Origin of the sequence: Streptomyces sp. Qhu_M48 (assembly GCF_051305195.1) — a bacterium.
Classification (GTDB): Bacteria; Actinomycetota; Actinomycetes; order Streptomycetales; family Streptomycetaceae; genus Streptomyces.
Genome location: NZ_CP195432.1, coordinates 7,296,533 through 7,312,020, shown reverse-complemented (window position 1 = coordinate 7,312,020; position 15,488 = coordinate 7,296,533). Strand labels below are relative to the sequence as shown.

Annotated in this window: 14 protein-coding genes; 7 read left to right on the top strand and 7 right to left on the bottom strand. The window is 71.3% G+C overall.

The window, feature by feature from the left end:
* Positions 1–55 precede the first annotated feature (55 nt).
* The 5 genes from ACRRSS_RS32800 to ACRRSS_RS32780 form a co-directional block, all read right to left on the bottom strand.
* The gene (locus tag ACRRSS_RS32800) at positions 56–2,284 is read right to left on the bottom strand and encodes an FG-GAP repeat domain-containing protein (RefSeq protein WP_435974627.1); all 2,229 of its coding nucleotides are present in this window, start codon (positions 2,282–2,284) and stop codon (positions 56–58) included.
* Between the two features lie 104 nt (positions 2,285–2,388).
* Positions 2,389–4,626 carry an FG-GAP repeat domain-containing protein gene (locus ACRRSS_RS32795; RefSeq protein WP_435974626.1) on the bottom strand — a complete coding sequence of 746 codons (2,238 nt, stop codon included), beginning with the start codon at positions 4,624–4,626 and terminating at the stop codon, positions 2,389–2,391.
* 148 nt (positions 4,627–4,774) lie between these two features.
* The gene (locus ACRRSS_RS32790) at positions 4,775–5,281 is read right to left on the bottom strand and encodes a mycothiol transferase (RefSeq protein WP_435974625.1); all 507 of its coding nucleotides are present in this window, start codon (positions 5,279–5,281) and stop codon (positions 4,775–4,777) included.
* A 29-nt stretch (positions 5,282–5,310) separates the two neighbouring features.
* Positions 5,311–5,709 carry a DUF1992 domain-containing protein gene (locus ACRRSS_RS32785; protein ID WP_435974624.1) on the bottom strand — a complete coding sequence of 133 codons (399 nt, stop codon included), beginning with the start codon at positions 5,707–5,709 and terminating at the stop codon, positions 5,311–5,313.
* Positions 5,710–5,814: 105 nt separating this feature from the next.
* The gene (locus ACRRSS_RS32780) at positions 5,815–6,018 is read right to left on the bottom strand and encodes a cold-shock protein (protein WP_015035453.1); all 204 of its coding nucleotides are present in this window, start codon (positions 6,016–6,018) and stop codon (positions 5,815–5,817) included.
* A gap of 261 nt (positions 6,019–6,279) precedes the next feature.
* Between ACRRSS_RS32780 and ACRRSS_RS32775 the strand changes: the two genes are divergently transcribed.
* From ACRRSS_RS32775 to ACRRSS_RS32755, 5 genes are all read left to right on the top strand, one after another.
* A complete protein-coding gene (locus tag ACRRSS_RS32775) occupies positions 6,280–7,152 on the top strand; it encodes a menaquinone biosynthetic enzyme MqnA/MqnD family protein (RefSeq protein ID WP_435974623.1) in 873 nt (290 codons plus the stop codon).
* Positions 7,153–7,473: 321 nt separating this feature from the next.
* On the top strand, positions 7,474–8,688 hold the full coding sequence (mqnC, locus tag ACRRSS_RS32770; protein ID WP_435974622.1) for a cyclic dehypoxanthinyl futalosine synthase: 1,215 nt from the start codon (positions 7,474–7,476) through the stop codon (positions 8,686–8,688).
* A gap of 7 nt (positions 8,689–8,695) precedes the next feature.
* Positions 8,696–9,295: a hypothetical protein gene (locus ACRRSS_RS32765; protein WP_435974621.1), complete on the top strand. Its 600-nt coding sequence runs from the start codon at positions 8,696–8,698 to the stop codon at positions 9,293–9,295.
* Positions 9,296–9,379: 84 nt separating this feature from the next.
* Positions 9,380–10,075, top strand: a complete 696-nt coding sequence (locus tag ACRRSS_RS32760) for a demethylmenaquinone methyltransferase (RefSeq protein ID WP_351902324.1) — start codon at positions 9,380–9,382, stop codon at positions 10,073–10,075.
* A 156-nt stretch (positions 10,076–10,231) separates the two neighbouring features.
* Positions 10,232–11,518 carry a geranylgeranyl reductase family protein gene (locus ACRRSS_RS32755; RefSeq protein WP_435974620.1) on the top strand — a complete coding sequence of 429 codons (1,287 nt, stop codon included), beginning with the start codon at positions 10,232–10,234 and terminating at the stop codon, positions 11,516–11,518.
* Here ACRRSS_RS32755 and ACRRSS_RS32750 read toward each other — a convergent pair.
* Positions 11,484–12,488, bottom strand: a complete 1,005-nt coding sequence (locus ACRRSS_RS32750; RefSeq protein ID WP_435974619.1) for a helix-turn-helix domain-containing protein — start codon at positions 12,486–12,488, stop codon at positions 11,484–11,486. The two genes, ACRRSS_RS32755 and ACRRSS_RS32750, sit on opposite strands and share 35 nt — an antisense overlap.
* A 94-nt stretch (positions 12,489–12,582) precedes the next feature.
* Between ACRRSS_RS32750 and ACRRSS_RS32745 the strand changes: the two genes are divergently transcribed.
* On the top strand, positions 12,583–13,473 hold the full coding sequence (locus tag ACRRSS_RS32745) for an NAD(P)-dependent oxidoreductase (protein WP_435974618.1): 891 nt from the start codon (positions 12,583–12,585) through the stop codon (positions 13,471–13,473).
* Between the two features lie 76 nt (positions 13,474–13,549).
* Here the strand turns inward: ACRRSS_RS32745 and ACRRSS_RS32740 are convergent, their stop codons facing one another.
* Positions 13,550–14,443 carry a C40 family peptidase gene (locus ACRRSS_RS32740; protein WP_435974617.1) on the bottom strand — a complete coding sequence of 298 codons (894 nt, stop codon included), beginning with the start codon at positions 14,441–14,443 and terminating at the stop codon, positions 13,550–13,552.
* Between the two features lie 670 nt (positions 14,444–15,113).
* Between ACRRSS_RS32740 and ACRRSS_RS32735 the strand changes: the two genes are divergently transcribed.
* On the top strand, positions 15,114–15,473 hold the full coding sequence (locus ACRRSS_RS32735; RefSeq protein WP_019888619.1) for an NADH-quinone oxidoreductase subunit A: 360 nt from the start codon (positions 15,114–15,116) through the stop codon (positions 15,471–15,473).
* Positions 15,474–15,488 lie beyond the last annotated feature (15 nt).

The following is a 15,488-nucleotide window of genomic DNA, read 5'->3' as shown; positions in this document are numbered from 1 at the left end:
CGTGGCGCGACACGCCACGCCCGCATGACTCACGAGATCATCGAATGGTTGTACGTCACGACACCGAGGTGAACTTGGTGCCCTCGCCCGCGTACAGGTTCGTCACGATGCGCGTGAAAGGTGCCGTCGTGCTCCCCGTACCGAGGTACGCCGACGTGCCGTTCGGGCCGTATCCGATCAGGTCGGTCCGGCCGTCGTTGTCGAGGTCGCCCGCGCCGACGAGCTGGGAGAAGGTGTTCCAGCCGCCGCCGACCCTGATGCGGGGCGCGAAGGTCCCGTCGCCCTTGCCGAGGTGCAGCCAGAGGACGCCGGAGGTGTCGCGGGCGAGGAGGTCGCCCGCCGCGCCGCCCGCGGTGTTGCCGACGGCCGTGAGCTGGTTGTAGATGTTCCAGCCCGTGGCGAGCTTGGTGCGGGCCGCGTAGGGGGCCTTCCAGTTGCCGGTGGCCTTGTACAGGTAGAGGACGCCGGCCTTGTCGGTGGCGACGAGGTCCGGGCGGCCGTCGCCGGTCAGGTCGGAGCCCGCGGCGATCTTGTCGTACGCGTTCCAGCCGCCGCCGATCTGGGTCCGGGCGGCGAGGGTGCCGTCGCCCGTGCCGAGGTAGCTCCACAGGACGCCGGAGGCGTCCCGGGCGACGAGGTCACCGGCCGGTCCCCCGGCCAGGTTCCCGGCGGCCTCGATCTGGTGGTAGATGTTCCAGCCGGTACCGATCCTGGTGCGGCCGGAGGTGGTGATCTGGCCCGAGTGGGGCCAGTCGAAGGTGTCGTCCCGCCACAGCGCGCCCGAGGCGTCCCGGGCGACGATGTCCGCCGAGCCGTTGTCGTTGAGGTCGTGGGCGTTGGCCTGGCGGACCACCTTGAAGGTGCCGGAGGCGTACGCGGGGTTGCCGATGCCGTTGGTCGGGGTGCCGACCACCGACCACGACCAGTCGCCGTTGGGGGCGCTGGCGGAGCCGTTCTGCAGGTAACCGCCCCAGACGAGGCGGGCGTTGGCGGAGCCGGCGGGCACCGTCTCCGAGAAGGTCCTGCCGGTCCTCTGGTGCGTGAGGGTCACGTCGAGCCTGATGTTGCTGCTCGACAGGGTCCACGCCAGCGTGGCCTTGCCGCCGTTCTTGTCGAGGTCGACGACCGCCGGGACGTTCGAGCCGGTGATCCGGGGGCCGGTCGACTGACCGGAGCTCGCGACGAGGGTCACGCTCGGCGTGCCGCCGAAGTCGGTGATCCGGTACAGGCCTTCGCCCTCGGTGGTGGAGCCGCCGCGGACGAGCACGCTGCCGTCGGGCGCGGTCACGGCGGAGGTGAAGTGGTCGAGGAGCTTGACCTTGTCGGTGCCGGTGAGGGAGCGGGCGGTCAGCGCGTACGACGGGTTCGGCGAGGACGCCGAGGCGCCGCCGGGCAGCCCGGAGAGCAGCCAGTCGCCGACGATCCCCGCGACGACGTGGTTCTCGTCGAGACTCAGGGGGTAGCGGGTCGGCGTGAAGGTGGCGCGGGTGTGGACGACGGCCTCGGTCGTGGTGCTCGCGCGCTCGGTCCACGCCAGGTACGCCGAGGAGAGGCCGCCGGTCGCGTTCGGCGCCCACGGGCCCACGGGCTTGGTGTAGTCGTAGAGGCCGAACTGGTTGCCGCCGTTCAGCTTGTACGTCGTGGAGAAGTAGGTCGTGCTCCCGTTCTGCTTCCTGCCGAGGATGAACACCTCACCGCCGGCGTTGCCCACGACCTTGTAGGCGGTGACCTGGGTCTCGTACGAGATCTTGTTCTTCTGGAGGACCCCGTTCACCCGCAGGACGGCGTACAGGTCGAGCTTGCCGTAGTGGTCCGGCTTGGTCGCGAACAGGGTGCTGCCGGCGGTGCCGACGAGGACGGCGTCCGTGCCGAGCGCCTGCGCCAGGTCGATGACCGGGGAGGCGCTGCCGGCACTGTTCATGTCGCGGACGTAGTACGTGCGTCCGTCGCTGGTGATGGCGGTGTCCGAGCCGGTGTCGTGGCCGGTCGAGCCCTCCAGCGAGGTGACGGAACCGTCGGAGTACTTCGCCCAGAACAGGGTCTTGCCGTCGGGCCCGTCGGGCCGGGAGTACATGAAGCCGTTGGTGCCGGAGCTGACGATCCTGGCGTCGGCGGGGATCGTCACCGCGTCGGCGGTCCCGTTGACGGCCGCGGGCGCGACGGCGGGCGCCGCGAGGGCCGCCGGGGCGGTGACGAGGGTGCCGGTGACGGCCGTGACGGTGCCGAGGGCGAGGACGGCCGCGGCGATCCGGCGTCCGGACATGCGGGTGCTGGTGTGGTTCACGCGTTCTCTTCCTGAGGAGGGAGGGGAGACCCGGCGGGCGGCGGCGGGCGGCGTCGGACGTGGTCGGACGTGGTCGGACGTCGCCCGGGCGTCGTCCGACGGGGTCAGAAGACGGTGTCGAACCGGGCGGCGTCGGAGTTCACCGACGTGAACGCGGCGGGCTTGAACGGGCCCGTCGCGCTGCCCGTGCCCGCGTAGAGACGGGAACCGGAGGCGCCGACCGCGTAGAGGTCGTTCAGGCCGTCGCGGTCCGCGTCCCCGACGCCGACGAGGTGGGTGAAGGAGCCCCAGCCGCCGCCGACCTTCACGCGGGCGGAGAAGCCGCCGTTGCCGGAGCCCTGGTGGAGCCAGAGGACGCCGGAGGCGTCCCGGGCGACCAGATCGCCGTGGGGCGTACCGGCGATGTTCCCGACGGCGGTGATCTGGCCGTAGGCGCCCCAGCCGCCGCCGACGCGGACGCGGCCCGCGAACGGGACCTTCCAGTCGCCGGTGGCCCGGTAGTACCAGAGGACGCCGGAGGGGTCGGCGGCGAGGAGGTCGGCCCGTCCGTCGCCGTCGAGGTCGCTGCCTCCGGTGATCTTGTCGTACGCCTTCCAGCCGGAGCCGATCCTCGTGCGGGGCGCGAAGGTGCCGTCCCCCCTGCCCAGGTACTGCCAGAGGACGCCCGCGGCGTCACGGGCCACGAGGTCGCCGGCCGTGCCGCCCGCGAGGTCGCCGACGGCCTCCAGCCGGTCGTAGATCTGCCAGCCGGTGCCGATCTGCGCGCGTCCGGGGGAGTAGACCTCGGAGGAGCTGTTCACCCTCACGGTGTCGTCGCGGAACAGGCGCCCCGAGGAGTCGCGGGCGAGGAGGTCCGGGCTGCCGTTGTCGGTGTAGTCGTGCGGGCCGGCCTTGCGGGCGACCTTGAAGGTGCCGGTCTTCAGGAGGGCGGGGCCGATGCCGTTGAGCGGCTTGGCCCTCAGCTCCCAGACGTAGGCGCCGCCGGGTGCGAAGGAGCCCATGTCGCCGGGGTTCCTGGTGGCCATGCCGTCCCAGCCGAAGGTGAGCGTGCTCGCCTCGCGGAGGTCCCAGCCGGAGAAGGACCGTTCCACCTTCGCCCCGGTGGCGACGTGGCGCAGGGTCACGGTGCCCTCGGCGTTGGGCCGGGACAGGGCCCAGGCGAGGGTGGCCCTGCCGCCGTTCCGGTCGAGGTCGACCACCGCCGGGACGGACGAGGACATGAGGCCGAGCTGCGTCGCCCTGCCGGTGGTGGCGACGAGGGTGGCGGCCGGGGTGCCGGTCCCGTCGGGGGCGATCCGGTAGAGGCCCTCGCCGCCCTTGGACGTGGAACCGCCGCGTACCAGGACCGAGCCGTCGGGCGCCGTGGCCATCGAGTCGACGTGGTCCAGGAGCCTGACGGTGCCGGAGCCGCCCAGGTCCCGGGCGACCAGCGGGAACTGCGCCGACGCGAACTCGGCGAGGCCGCCGCCCTTCTGCGCGGTGAGCGCCCAGCCGCCCACGAAGGCCGCGTCGAGCGAGGTCCCCGCCAGCGTGGCGCCCAGCGACAGGGACGTCCGCTCGCCGCCGCCGCCACGGGCGACGGTGACGAGCCGGGCGGAGAGCCCGGTCGGGTTCTCGACCCAGGCGAAGTGGGAGGCCGAGAGGAGGACGCCCGACCTCGGCGCGACGGTGCCGGTCCGGACGGTCTCGACGACCTGGCCGGTGGCCAGGTCGACGGCGGCGAGGTGGAACGTGCTCGCGTCGCCGGTGCCCCGCGCGTACTGGATCAGCGCCGTGTCGAGGGTGCCGGCCTGGGCGCGGAGGACCCGGGCGTCGGTGGGGAGGGGCACGTCGCGGGTGGTGACCTGCGAACTCCCCGGCTGGGCGCTCTTCAGGGTGATCTCGAACGCGCCGGAGCTGTCGCGGCGCGTGAAGACCAGCGTCCGGTCGACGACGCCGGCGACGGTGCCCGCGGAGTCGATGCCCACCCAGAAGGGGTTCGGGGGAGCGGCCATGTCGTGCAGGAAGTAGCTGGACTCGGTCGGCTTGCGGGCGAAGACGATGTCCGAGCCGCCGCCGTACCAGACGTAGGCGGGGTCGAGGGCCCTCGTGGTGCCGTCCGCGTACGTCGTCCAGAGGTACTGGTCGTCACCGTTGACGACCTTGCGGCCCAGGAACCCGGTCGTGCCGGCGCTGACGACCCGGATGCCGGTCTCGACGGTGATCGGAGCGTCGGCCGTCCGCGCGGGGGCCTGGACGGCGGCGGTGGCGGGGGTGACCGCCACCGCGGCGCTCGCGGTGAGGGCGAGGACGACGGTGACGGCGGCGGTCAGACGGTGCATGGTGGTGCGTGCTGAACTCAAGAGATCCCCCCGCGAGATGCGAAACGGCGTGCGAACACGCGCACGCCGTTCGATCAGACTCCCGGGTGGCTGCGGTGGTTGTACGGAACGGTGAACTTCCTTACGGAACAGGCGAAGTGGCCGCACGTGACGGCGCCACCGCCCGACGTCACCGCCGCTCCACCGCACCCCGCACGTACGCCGCCTGCCCCGCGTGCTGGAGGTCGTCCGCGAGCACCGACACCAGGCGGACGCCGAGGGTGACCGGTGGGTCCCAGGCGGTGTCGACGACCCGGTCCAGGTCCGCGTTCGTGACCGCGCCGATCAGCTCCTGGGTACGGGCGTGCACGGCGTCGTGGTAGCCGAGCAGCAGCTCCGCGGGGGCGTGGACCTCGGCGACCTGGGCGCGGGTCTGGCCGTAGCCGGTCGCCGCCGCCGGGAACGGCAGCCCGAACCGGTCCCGCCAGCCGTCCGTGTCCCACAGCTGCTCCGTGCCGAAGGCACCCGCGAGGTGGTCGTCCTGGATCCGGGTGAGGTGCCAGACGAGCCAGGCGATCGAGTTGGCGTCCGGATCGAGGCGTACGGAGAGCTCGTCCTCTGACAGTCCCTCCACGGCCTCGTGGACGGCCTCCCGGACCCTGCCGAAGGTGTCGGCCAGCAGACCGGCGCTGTTCATGGGGGCTCCTTCCGGCGACGTGCCAGGGGTCAGGAACGCTCCGCCCGCCACCGCTCCACCACGGCGTCGACGTCGAAGGGCTTCCGGTTCAGCGGAGGCCCGGCCGGCGGGCGCAGGAGCGCTGCGGCGATCTTGGTGTTGATCTCGCCGAGGACGCGGCGGACCTGGCTCTCCGAGACGGCGGCGGCGACCGCCGCCTCCGCGTCCTCGGCCTCCTTGCGGAGGGCCAGCGAGGGCGGCAGCACGGACGCGCCCTCGCTGTGCATCTTGCCCTTGATCCACCACAGCTCGTCGTACGGGGCCGAATCGTCGGGGAGCGGCTTGCCGAAGCCCGCCAGACGGCTGAACTCACCCCGCTCCGACGCCTCGCGGATCTGCTTGTCCACGAACGACTCGAAGCTGACTCCGGGCGGCTTGCGTTCGGTCATGTGTCCAGAGTACGGAAAAGGCAGGAGCCCCACTCGTGTCCGAGGACACGGAGCGGGGCTCCTTGGGTACTGCTCTAGTCGTGCGTGCTCGCCGGCCCAGGCACCTTAGGCCGGGGAGACGTTCTCCGCCTGCGGGCCCTTCGGGCCCTGCGTGACGTCGAAGGTCACGAGCTGGTTCTCCTCGAGCGAACGGAAGCCGTTCGCGTTGATCGCGGAGTAGTGGACGAAGACATCCGGGCCGCCGCCGTCCTGGGCGATGAAGCCGAAGCCCTTTTCAGCGTTGAACCACTTCACGGTTCCGGTAGCCATGAGCCCTCCTATGGGCCAAAGGGTCGCCCTGCTCCAGATCCTGCAAACAAGTCTGAAAACTACAAAAGCCCGCGGGTCACATGCTCCGCAGGCTCTGTACTGCAAGGGAAACCAAACTGCAACTTGCGTTGAGCGTAGCACGCAGGGCGCGTGGGGCGGTAGAGGGAAAGATCACGTCACTCGCACGTTCGGTCTCGCTCCAGGCGCTGACGCGTGTGCCCCGGCGATGCCCACGGTACGAGACGGGTCTAGCCTCACGATGTGGACAATGCAACCGACGAGCAGCAGCGCAGCCGGCCCCGCGTCGGGCACATCCAGTTCCTGAACTGCCTCCCCCTGTACTGGGGCCTGGCCAGGACCGGAACGCTCCTTGACCTGGAACTGAGCAAGGACACCCCGGAGAAGCTCAGCGAGCGGCTCGTGCGGGGTGATCTGGACATCGGCCCCATCACCCTCGTCGAGTACCTCCGCAACGCGCGGGACCTCGTCGCGCTCCCGGACATCGCCGTCGGCTGCGACGGTCCCGTGATGTCGTGCGTGATCGTCTCCCAGCGGCCCCTGGCGGAGCTGGACGGAGCGCGCGTCGCCCTCGGCTCCACCTCCCGCACCTCCGTACGCCTCGCCCAGCTGCTGCTCTCCGAGCGGTACGGGGTGGCGCCGGACTACTACACCTGCCCCCCTGACCTCGGCCTGATGATGCGGGAGGCCGAGGCGGCCGTCCTCATCGGCGACGCCGCGCTCCGGGCCTCGCTGCACGACGCGCCGCGGCTCGGCCTCCAGGTCCACGACCTCGGACTCATGTGGAAGGAGTGGACGGGCCTCCCGTTCGTCTTCGCCGTGTGGGCGGCCCGCAAGGACTACCTGGCGCGCGAGCCGGAGACCGTCCACGAGGTGCACCGGGCGTTCCTGGCGTCCCGGGACCTCTCCCTGGAGGAGGTCGCCAAGGTCGCCGAGCAGGCCGCCCGCTGGGAGACCTTCGACGCCGAACTCCTGGAGCGGTACTTCCGTACCCTCGACTTCCGCTTCGGCCCCGAGCAGTTCGCCGGGGTCCGCGAGTTCGCCCGCCGGACCGGCCCCACGACCGGCTTCCCCGGCGACGTCACGGTCGAACTGCTGCCGCCGGAACGGCGATAGCGCCCGGCCGGTCGGTCACGGTCCGGACGGAATGCGGCGCGTTCCCCTTTCGGCTTCCCGGAATACGCCACCGCGCCCCCGACCGGCAATTCATTCATATATCCCCACTATCCCCACTCGGTCCGCACGGCCTATCCCCGTCCGGCCCGCACGGCCTATCCCGTGCCCGCCCCGCCTATCCCGTGCCCGGCCCGTCCGCCTATCCCCGCCCGCCCCGCCCCGCATTACCGGCGCGCCCCCCGCGCGGCACCCGGCGGAAGCGGCGGGGAGCGCTGGCGTACGCTGGTTCGGTCTGTCAGAACCCCTCCGAAAGGGACACCGGTGACCGAGAAGGCCGAACTCACGTCTTTTGATGTCGCAGCCGTTCTCGACCGCGCCGCCGCGGGTGGCCGGATCACCCCGGAGGAGGCGCTCGACCTCTACCGCTCGGCGCCCCTGCACGCCCTCGGCTCCGCCGCCGACGCCGTGCGCCGCCGCCGCTACGCGGGGACCGAGCACATCGCGACGTACATCATCGAGCGGAACATCAACTACACGAACGTCTGCGTGACGGCGTGCAAGTTCTGTGCCTTCTACGCCGCCCCCAAGGACACCAAGAAGGGGTGGAGCCGCGACCTCGACGACATCCTGCGCCGCTGCGCGGAGACCGTGGAGCTCGGCGGCACCCAGATCATGTTCCAGGGCGGCCACCACCCGGACTACGGCGTCGAGTACTACGAGGAGCACTTCGCCGCCATCAAGAAGGACTTCCCGCAGCTGGTCATCCACTCCCTCGGCGCCTCCGAGGTCGAGCACATGGCCCGCATCTCCAAGGTCTCCGTTGAGGAGGCGATCACCCGCATCCACGCGGCGGGCCTCGACTCCTTCGCGGGCGCCGGCGCCGAGCTGCTGCCGGAGCGGCCGCGCAAGGCCATCGCCCCGCTCAAGGAGAGCGGCGAGCGCTGGCTGGAGATCATGGAGATCGCCCACGGGCTGGGCGTCGAGTCCACCTCCACCATGCTGATGGGCACCGGCGAGACCAACGCCGAGCGGATCGAGCACCTGCGCATGATCCGTGACGTGCAGGACCGGACGGGCGGCTTCCGGGCCTTCATCCCGTACACGTACCAGCCCGAGAACAACCACCTCAAGGGCCGTACGCAGGCCACGCTCTTCGAGTACCTGCGGATGATCTCGATCGCCCGTCTCTTCCTCGACAACGTCGCCCACATCCAGGGCTCGTGGCTCACCACGGGCAAGGAGATCGGCCAGCTGACCCTGCACTACGGCGCCGACGACCTCGGCTCGATCATGCTGGAGGAGAACGTCGTCTCCTCGGCGGGCGCCAAGCACCGCTCCAACCTGCGCGAGATGATCGACATGATCCGCACCGCGGACCGCGTCCCGGCGCAGCGCACCACCACGTACGAGCACATCGTGGTCCACGACGACCCGGCGAACGACCCGGTCGACGACCGCGTGGCCTCGCACATCTCGTCCACGGCGATCGAGGGCGGCACGGCCCACCCGGAGCTGAAGCTCCTGAACGCGAACTGACCCGCCGGTGCTGACCCTCCACGTCGCCGAGGCCTCGCCCGAGACCGCCGTCCTGCTCGACGGCGCGGGCATCGCCGCCGTCGGCCCCTTCGACGACCTGGTCGCCGTCCGCCCCGAGGCGCGGGTGCGGCGGTGGCCCGGCATCCTCACCCCCGGACTCCTCAACCCGTACGGCCCCGAGCTGCTCGAAGGCATGTACCACCCGGACCCTCGGGAGGCCGAGGGCTTCGGCACCGAGCCGATCACCGGCGAGCGGGCGCAGCGGATCTTCCGGATGGACGCCTCCCGGCGCGCCGCCTCCGCGCGCCGCTGCGTGCAGCGGCTCCTCGCCCACGGGACGGTCGCCGTCGCCGGCGAACTGCGGAGCCGGGCCGCCCTGGACGCCGTGCGCCGGGTCGGTCTGGCCGTCGGCCGCCGCCCCGAGAAGCTCCCCGACCGGCCGTCGTTCTCGCCGGTGCCGCTGGTGCTCCTGCCCGGCCTGGCGCCGGGCGGCCCCGCCCGCTTCGCCGTCTTCGACGTCCCCGACCGGGCCGCGCTGGTCCGCCTCGGCCCGTCGACCTGCGTGGCGACCGTCATCGAGGGCCGTCTGGTCCACCGGGCCCGCTGAGCGCGCCCTGCCGGTCGGGGCGGGAGCGGCCCTGAGATGATGGACGCGCCCGCCCGTACCCCGATTCTGCGAGGCCGAACGCCAGTGACCCGCGCCACCCTGGACAAGCAGCCGCACGAAGTCGCCTCGATGTTCGACGACGTGGCGGCGAACTACGACCTCACCAACGACGTGCTCTCCCTGGGCCAGGACCGGCGCTGGCGCAAGGAGGTCGCCAAGGCGGTCGACGCCCGTCCCGCGCAGAGGATCCTGGACCTGGCCGCCGGTACGGCGACCTCCTCGCAGCCCTTCGCCCGCGCGGGCGCGTTCGTCGTGCCGTGCGACTTCTCGCTGGGGATGCTGCGGGTCGGCAAGAAGAACCACCCGTGGATGCCGTTCACGGCGGGCGACGGCACGAAGCTGCCCTTCCGTGACGACGTGTTCGACGCCGTCACGATCTCCTTCGGGCTGCGGAACATCCAGGACACCGAGCAGGCGCTGCGCGAGCTGTACCGGGTGACGAAGCCCGGCGGCCGGGTCGTCATCAGCGAGTTCTCGCACGCCACGTGGGCGCCGTTCCGCACGGTGTACGAGGAGTACCTGATGCGCGCGCTGCCGCCGGTGGCCCGCGCGGTCTCCTCGAACCCGGACGCGTACGTGTACCTGGCGGAGTCCATCCGCTCGTGGCCGGACCAGCCGACCCTGGCGGGCATGCTGCAGAAGGCCGGCTGGTCGCGGGTGGCCTGGCGGAACCTGACCGGTGGCATCGTGGCGCTCCACCGGGGCTTCAAGCCCGCCTGACCCGGGGCCGTACGACGCTACGGCCTCGCTGGGGTGGAAGTGGCCGACCGCGCCTCCGCTCCCGGGCGGGCCGACGGGCAGCCCTCCGACTCCGCCGCCACCGACCCCCCTAGACTTCGACACGTCCTCATCGCCCAACCACCGGGAGACCTCGCCGTGACCGAGCAGCCCCTCTCCGAGCACAGCGCGGACGTCATCGTCGTCGGGGCCGGCCCGGCCGGATCCACCACCGCCTACTACCTCGCCAAGGCCGGACTCGACGTCCTCCTCCTGGAGAAGACCGCGTTCCCCCGCGAGAAGGTCTGCGGCGACGGCCTCACCCCCCGCGCCACCAAGCAGCTCGTCTCCATGGGCATCGACATCTCCGAAGAGGCCGGCTGGCTGCGGAACAAGGGCCTGCGGATCATCGGCGGCGGCGTCCGCCTGGAGCTCGACTGGCCGGAGCTGGCCTCGTACCCGGACTACGGACTCGTCCGCAAGCGCGACGACTTCGACGAGCAGCTGGCCCGACAGGCCCAGAAGGCCGGCGCGCGCCTGTACGAGCGCTGCAACGTCGGCTCCCCGATCATCGACGACCGCACGGGCCGGATCACCGGCGTCCACGCCAAGCTCGGCGAGGAGAAGCGCGAGGTCACCTTCCACGCCCCGCTCGTCGTCGCCGCCGACGGCAACTCCACCCGGATCTCCCTCGCCATGGGCCTGCACCGGCGCGAGGACCGGCCGATGGGCGTCGCCGTCCGCACGTACTTCACCTCGCCCCGGCACGACGACGACTACCTGGAGTCCTGGCTGGAGCTGTGGGACCGCCGCGGCGCCGAGGACCGCCTCCTGCCCGGTTACGGCTGGGTCTTCGGCATGGGCGACGGCACCTCCAACGTCGGCCTCGGCATCCTCAACTCCTCGAAGGCCTTCCGCGAACTGGACTGGCGCGAGGTCCTCAAGGCCTGGTGCGCCTCGATGCCCGAGGACTGGGGCTTCACCCCGGACAACATGACGACCCCGATCCGCGGCGCCGCCCTCCCGATGGCCTTCAACCGCCAGCCGCACTACACCAGGGGCCTGCTGCTCGTCGGCGACGCGGGCGGCCTGGTCAACCCGTTCAACGGCGAAGGCATCGCGTACGCCATGGAGTCCGGCCAGATCGCGGCCGACGTCATCGTCCAGGCGCACGCCCGCGCGACCCCCGCCCAGCGCGAACTGGCCCTGCGGAACTACCCGCAGGTCCTGAAGGACACCTACGGCGGCTACTACACGCTCGGCCGCGCCTTCGTGAAGCTCATCGGCAACCCGAAGGTCATGAAGATCGCGACCCAGCGCGGCCTCACCCACCCGCTGCTCATGAAGTTCACCCTGAAGATGCTGGCGAACCTCACCGACCCGACGGGCGGCGACGCCATGGACCGCATCATCAACGGGCTGTCGAAGGTCGCGCCGAAGGCCTGAACGACCTGCGGTAGTCGGTCGGCGAGACCCCGACCGTCCGCGTGAAGTGACGGCGCATGTTCGCCGCCGTACCCAGACCGCTGAGACCGCCGATCTGCTCCACGGGCAGATCGGTGGCCTCCAGCAGGCTCTGCGCACGGGCCAGGCGCTGCTGGAGCAGCCACTGCAGAGGCGTGGTCCCGCAGGCCTCCTGGAGCCTGCGGTGGAAGGTCCGCGTGCTCAGCCGGGCCCGCCGGGCGAGGTCGTCGACGGTCAGCGGCTCGGCCAGGTTCTCGGTCGCCCACTGCAGGACGGGACCGAGACCGTCGGCGTCACGCGGCGGCAGCGGCGCCTCGATGAACTGGGCCTGGCCACCGCTGCGGTGGGCCGGGACGACCAGCCGCCGTGCCAGCTGCCCGGCGACGGTCGCGCCGAGGTCCCGTCGGACCAGGTGCAGACACAGGTCGAGCGCCGCGGTGGTCCCGGCGCTCGTGAGCACGGACCCCTCGTCCGTGTAGAGCACGGAGTCGTCCACGAGGACGCCCGGGTGGCGGGCGGCGAGCTGCGCGGTGTGCTGCCAGTGGGCGGTGGCCCGGCGGCCGTCGAGGAGTCCGGCGGCGGCGAGCGCGAAGGCCCCGGTGCACAGGGACACCATCCGAGCACCGGACGCGGCCGCCTCGCGCAGGGCGTCCACCAGATCGGGCGGGACCTCCTCGCCGTCCTCGACGACCGCGTCGGGCACGGACGGCACGATGACCGTGTCCGCGCCGACGAGCCCGTCCAGACCGTGATCGACGCGCAGCGAGAAGATCCCGGTCCCCGGCCCCGGACCCGTGTCCCCGCACAGCCGCAGCTCGTACCAGGGATCCGCCAGATCAGGCTGGGGATTGCCGAAGACCGCGCAGGCGATGGCGATCTCGTACAGCTCCCAGACCGACGTCCCGATCCGCCGGTCCGGTACGACGGCGATGGCGACCACTCCCGCACTCATGGCGCCGACCCTACGACACCCCCGGCAGGAATTTTGCGCATGTCGTCAGTCCTGCCACTTTCGGCCGGATTCCGTCGCTGCGAGCGTGGATCCCATGAACGAACAGAACGTCAGCACCCCCGCCACCGCCGCCCCCGTGACCGTCATCGGGCTCGGGCTGATGGGCGCCGCCCTCGCCGACGCCTTCCTCACCGCCGGGCACCCCACCACCGTCTGGAACCGGACCCCGGGCAAGGCCGACCCCCTCGTCGACAGGGGCGCCGTGCGCGCGGCCGACGTCGCCGGGGCGGTCACCGCGAGCGAGCTGGTCGTCGTCTGCGTCCTCGACTACGCGGCCGTACGCGAACTCCTCGACCCGCTGGCGGAGTCGCTGCGCGGCCGGGTGCTCGTCAACCTCACCACCGGCTCGCCCGAGCAGGCCCGCGAGACCGCCGACTGGGCCGCCGGACACGGCATCGGCTATCTGGACGGCGGCATCATGACGACCCCGCCGGGGGTCGGCGACAGCGCCAACATGATCCTGTACGCGGGCGGCCCCGAGCTGCTCGCCCGCCACCGCGCGACCCTGGCCGTCCTGGGCGACCCGGTCGACCTCGGCGCGGACGCGGGACTCGCCTCGCTGTACGACGCCGGACTGCTCGGGCTCATGTGGTCGGTCTTCGGCGGCTGGCTGCACGCCACCGCCCTCGCCGGCGCCGACGGCGTGGCGGCCAAGGACTTCACGGCGGTCGCGAACCGCTGGCTGTCCACGGTCTCCTGGTTCATGTCCGGGTACGCCGAGCAGATCGACGCGGGGGAGTACCCGGGCGAGGACGCCACCATCGACGTCCAGGTGGCGGCGATCGAGCACCTGCTGCACGCGGGGGAGGCGCGGGGCGTCGACGGGCGGCTGCCCCGGCTGCACCTGGAGCTGATGCGCGCCGCGGTCGAGGCGGGGCACGGCGGGGACAGCTACGCCCGGATCATCGAGACGTTCCGGAAGTAGCGGTCACCGCCCGGCCATGACGAAGGGCCGTCGCTCCCCCGAGGAGTGACGGCCCTTCGGCGTGAAGAGGGACGGATCAGAGGATGCGGACGGCGCCCGAGGGCGTGTCCCAGTCCAGGGAGCGCTCGACCACACCGGTCGACGAGTTCTGCGCGCCGACGTACTTGCCGCCGCCCACGTAGATGGCGACGTGGTACGAGCCGCTGCGGCTGCCCCAGTACAGGATGTCGCCCGGCTGCAGGTTGCTCAGGGAGACGGACGAGCCCATGCTCGACTGCTGGTACGAGATGCGGGGCAGGTCGATGCCGGCCTGACGGTAGGCGGCCTGGACGAGCCCGGAGCAGTCCCACGAGTTGGGGCCGGTGCCACCGGTGACGTACGAGTCGCCGACCTGGGCGCGGGCGAAGGCCACGATCGCGGCGGCGGAGCCGGAGGGGGCCTGCGTGGTGCTCTCGTCGGAGCCGGTCGAGGAGCCGCCGTCCGAGGACGAGGACGAGCCGCCGTCGCTCGACGAGCCCGAGGACGTCGTGGAGAGCTGGGTGCGCGCACGGTCGCGGGAGGCGCGCTCCTGCGCCTCCTGCTCCTCGCGCTCCTGCTCGGCCTTGAGGCGGGCCTTCTCGGCGCGCTCGGCGGCGGCCTTGCGGTCCGCCTCGGCCCTGGCCGTCCTGGCTTCCTTGGCGGCCTTCTGCAGCGCCGCGTTCTCCTGCGTCTGGAGGCTCTGGTCGAGCGCCTCCTGATGGGAGGCCTCGGCGGAGGCGGCGACGGCGCTGGCGAGACCGGCGCCGTTCTCCAGGGAGCCCAGGGTGGGCATTTCGATGGTCTCGGTCACCGGCTCGGCATTCGCCGGCCCGGCGGCACCGGCCACCGCGATGGTGCCGAGGACGCCACCGGCGACTCCGGCTCGCAGCGCGAGCTTCGAGGCGCTGCGGCGGGGCTTCCGGTGGCTGGGTATGTGAGCGGTGTGGGACATGGGTACAACCGCTATCAGGGCTTCAGGGTTCCCTTCAAGAAACGTGGGTTGCGCCACAGTTACGTTCGGAACCTCGTAATCCGCTTCTGTGGCGCCCTTATTGACGCCGTAACGGGCAAATCGGGCAGAGGGTATCTGGCCCGTGATCACGGGTTTTCATTGAAAAGCCCGAATTGCCCCACGCTTACCACCTCTTGACGCCGGTGGCCAAGCCCCGTTTTTTCCGAACCTTCACAACGTGACGCAGGTCACACGTCCGTCTCACGGGCGCTCGTGAAAGCGCGCACGCGTCCACCCTCGTCCGCCGGACCCCCCGACCGGGCGACGGCCGGTTCCTTTATCACCCGGACGCGTCCACCGCCAATTTGCCTGTAGTGACCATCACTTGATAGTGCGACACCCCCTCCGATCAGCGATTTCCGGTCCGGATGTCACATCTGGTGATCACCTGGGCGCTTCGCGCGACAAGATCACCCATCATCCGACTTCATGATCGTTCGTCAGGTGGTAGAGATCACAAACTACTTGGCGCACCCCGTGTCGCAGATCACAGAGGGGCGGGCATAAGATGCGGGGCAGCCGGGCTTGTGAACTGCCTCACATGGGGGCGATCTTTCACGGTCCGGTGGTGCGGTCCAACGGTCAAGGACGACTGGAAGGAGCGAGGAGCGTGAATGCGTACGCGCCCGTCCTCGTGCTCGGTGCCCTGGGTGCGGGGTTTGCGATCTTCTCCGTGGTCATGGCCACGCTTATCGGGCCAAAGCGGTACAACAGGGCAAAGCTTGAGGCGTACGAGTGCGGCATCGAGCCGACACCCACGCCCGCCGGAGGCGGTCGCTTCCCGATCAAGTACTACCTGACGGCGATGCTCTTCATCGTCTTCGACATCGAGATCGTCTTCCTCTACCCCTGGGCGGTCACCTTCGACGCCCTGGGGCTTTTCGGGCTCGTGGAGATGCTGCTCTTCGTGCTCACCGTCTTCGTCGCCTACGCCTACGTGTGGCGTCGCGGCGGCCTGGAATGGGACTGAGGGGCTGAGGGGCAC

Bases quoted from the DNA above. Each gene is read 5' to 3' on its own strand.
- ACRRSS_RS32740 (WP_435974617.1), bottom strand. From the start codon at position 14,443: ATGTCCCACACCGCTCACATACCCAGCCACCGGAAGCCCCGCCGCAGC.
- ACRRSS_RS32785 (WP_435974624.1), bottom strand. From the start codon at position 5,709: ATGACCGAACGCAAGCCGCCCGGAGTCAGCTTCGAGTCGTTCGTGGAC.
- ACRRSS_RS32780 (WP_015035453.1), bottom strand. From the start codon at position 6,018: ATGGCTACCGGAACCGTGAAGTGGTTCAACGCTGAAAAGGGCTTCGGC.
- ACRRSS_RS32745 (WP_435974618.1), top strand. From the start codon at position 12,583: ATGAACGAACAGAACGTCAGCACCCCCGCCACCGCCGCCCCCGTGACC.
- ACRRSS_RS32750 (WP_435974619.1), bottom strand. From the start codon at position 12,488: ATGAGTGCGGGAGTGGTCGCCATCGCCGTCGTACCGGACCGGCGGATC.
- ACRRSS_RS32790 (WP_435974625.1), bottom strand. From the start codon at position 5,281: ATGAACAGCGCCGGTCTGCTGGCCGACACCTTCGGCAGGGTCCGGGAG.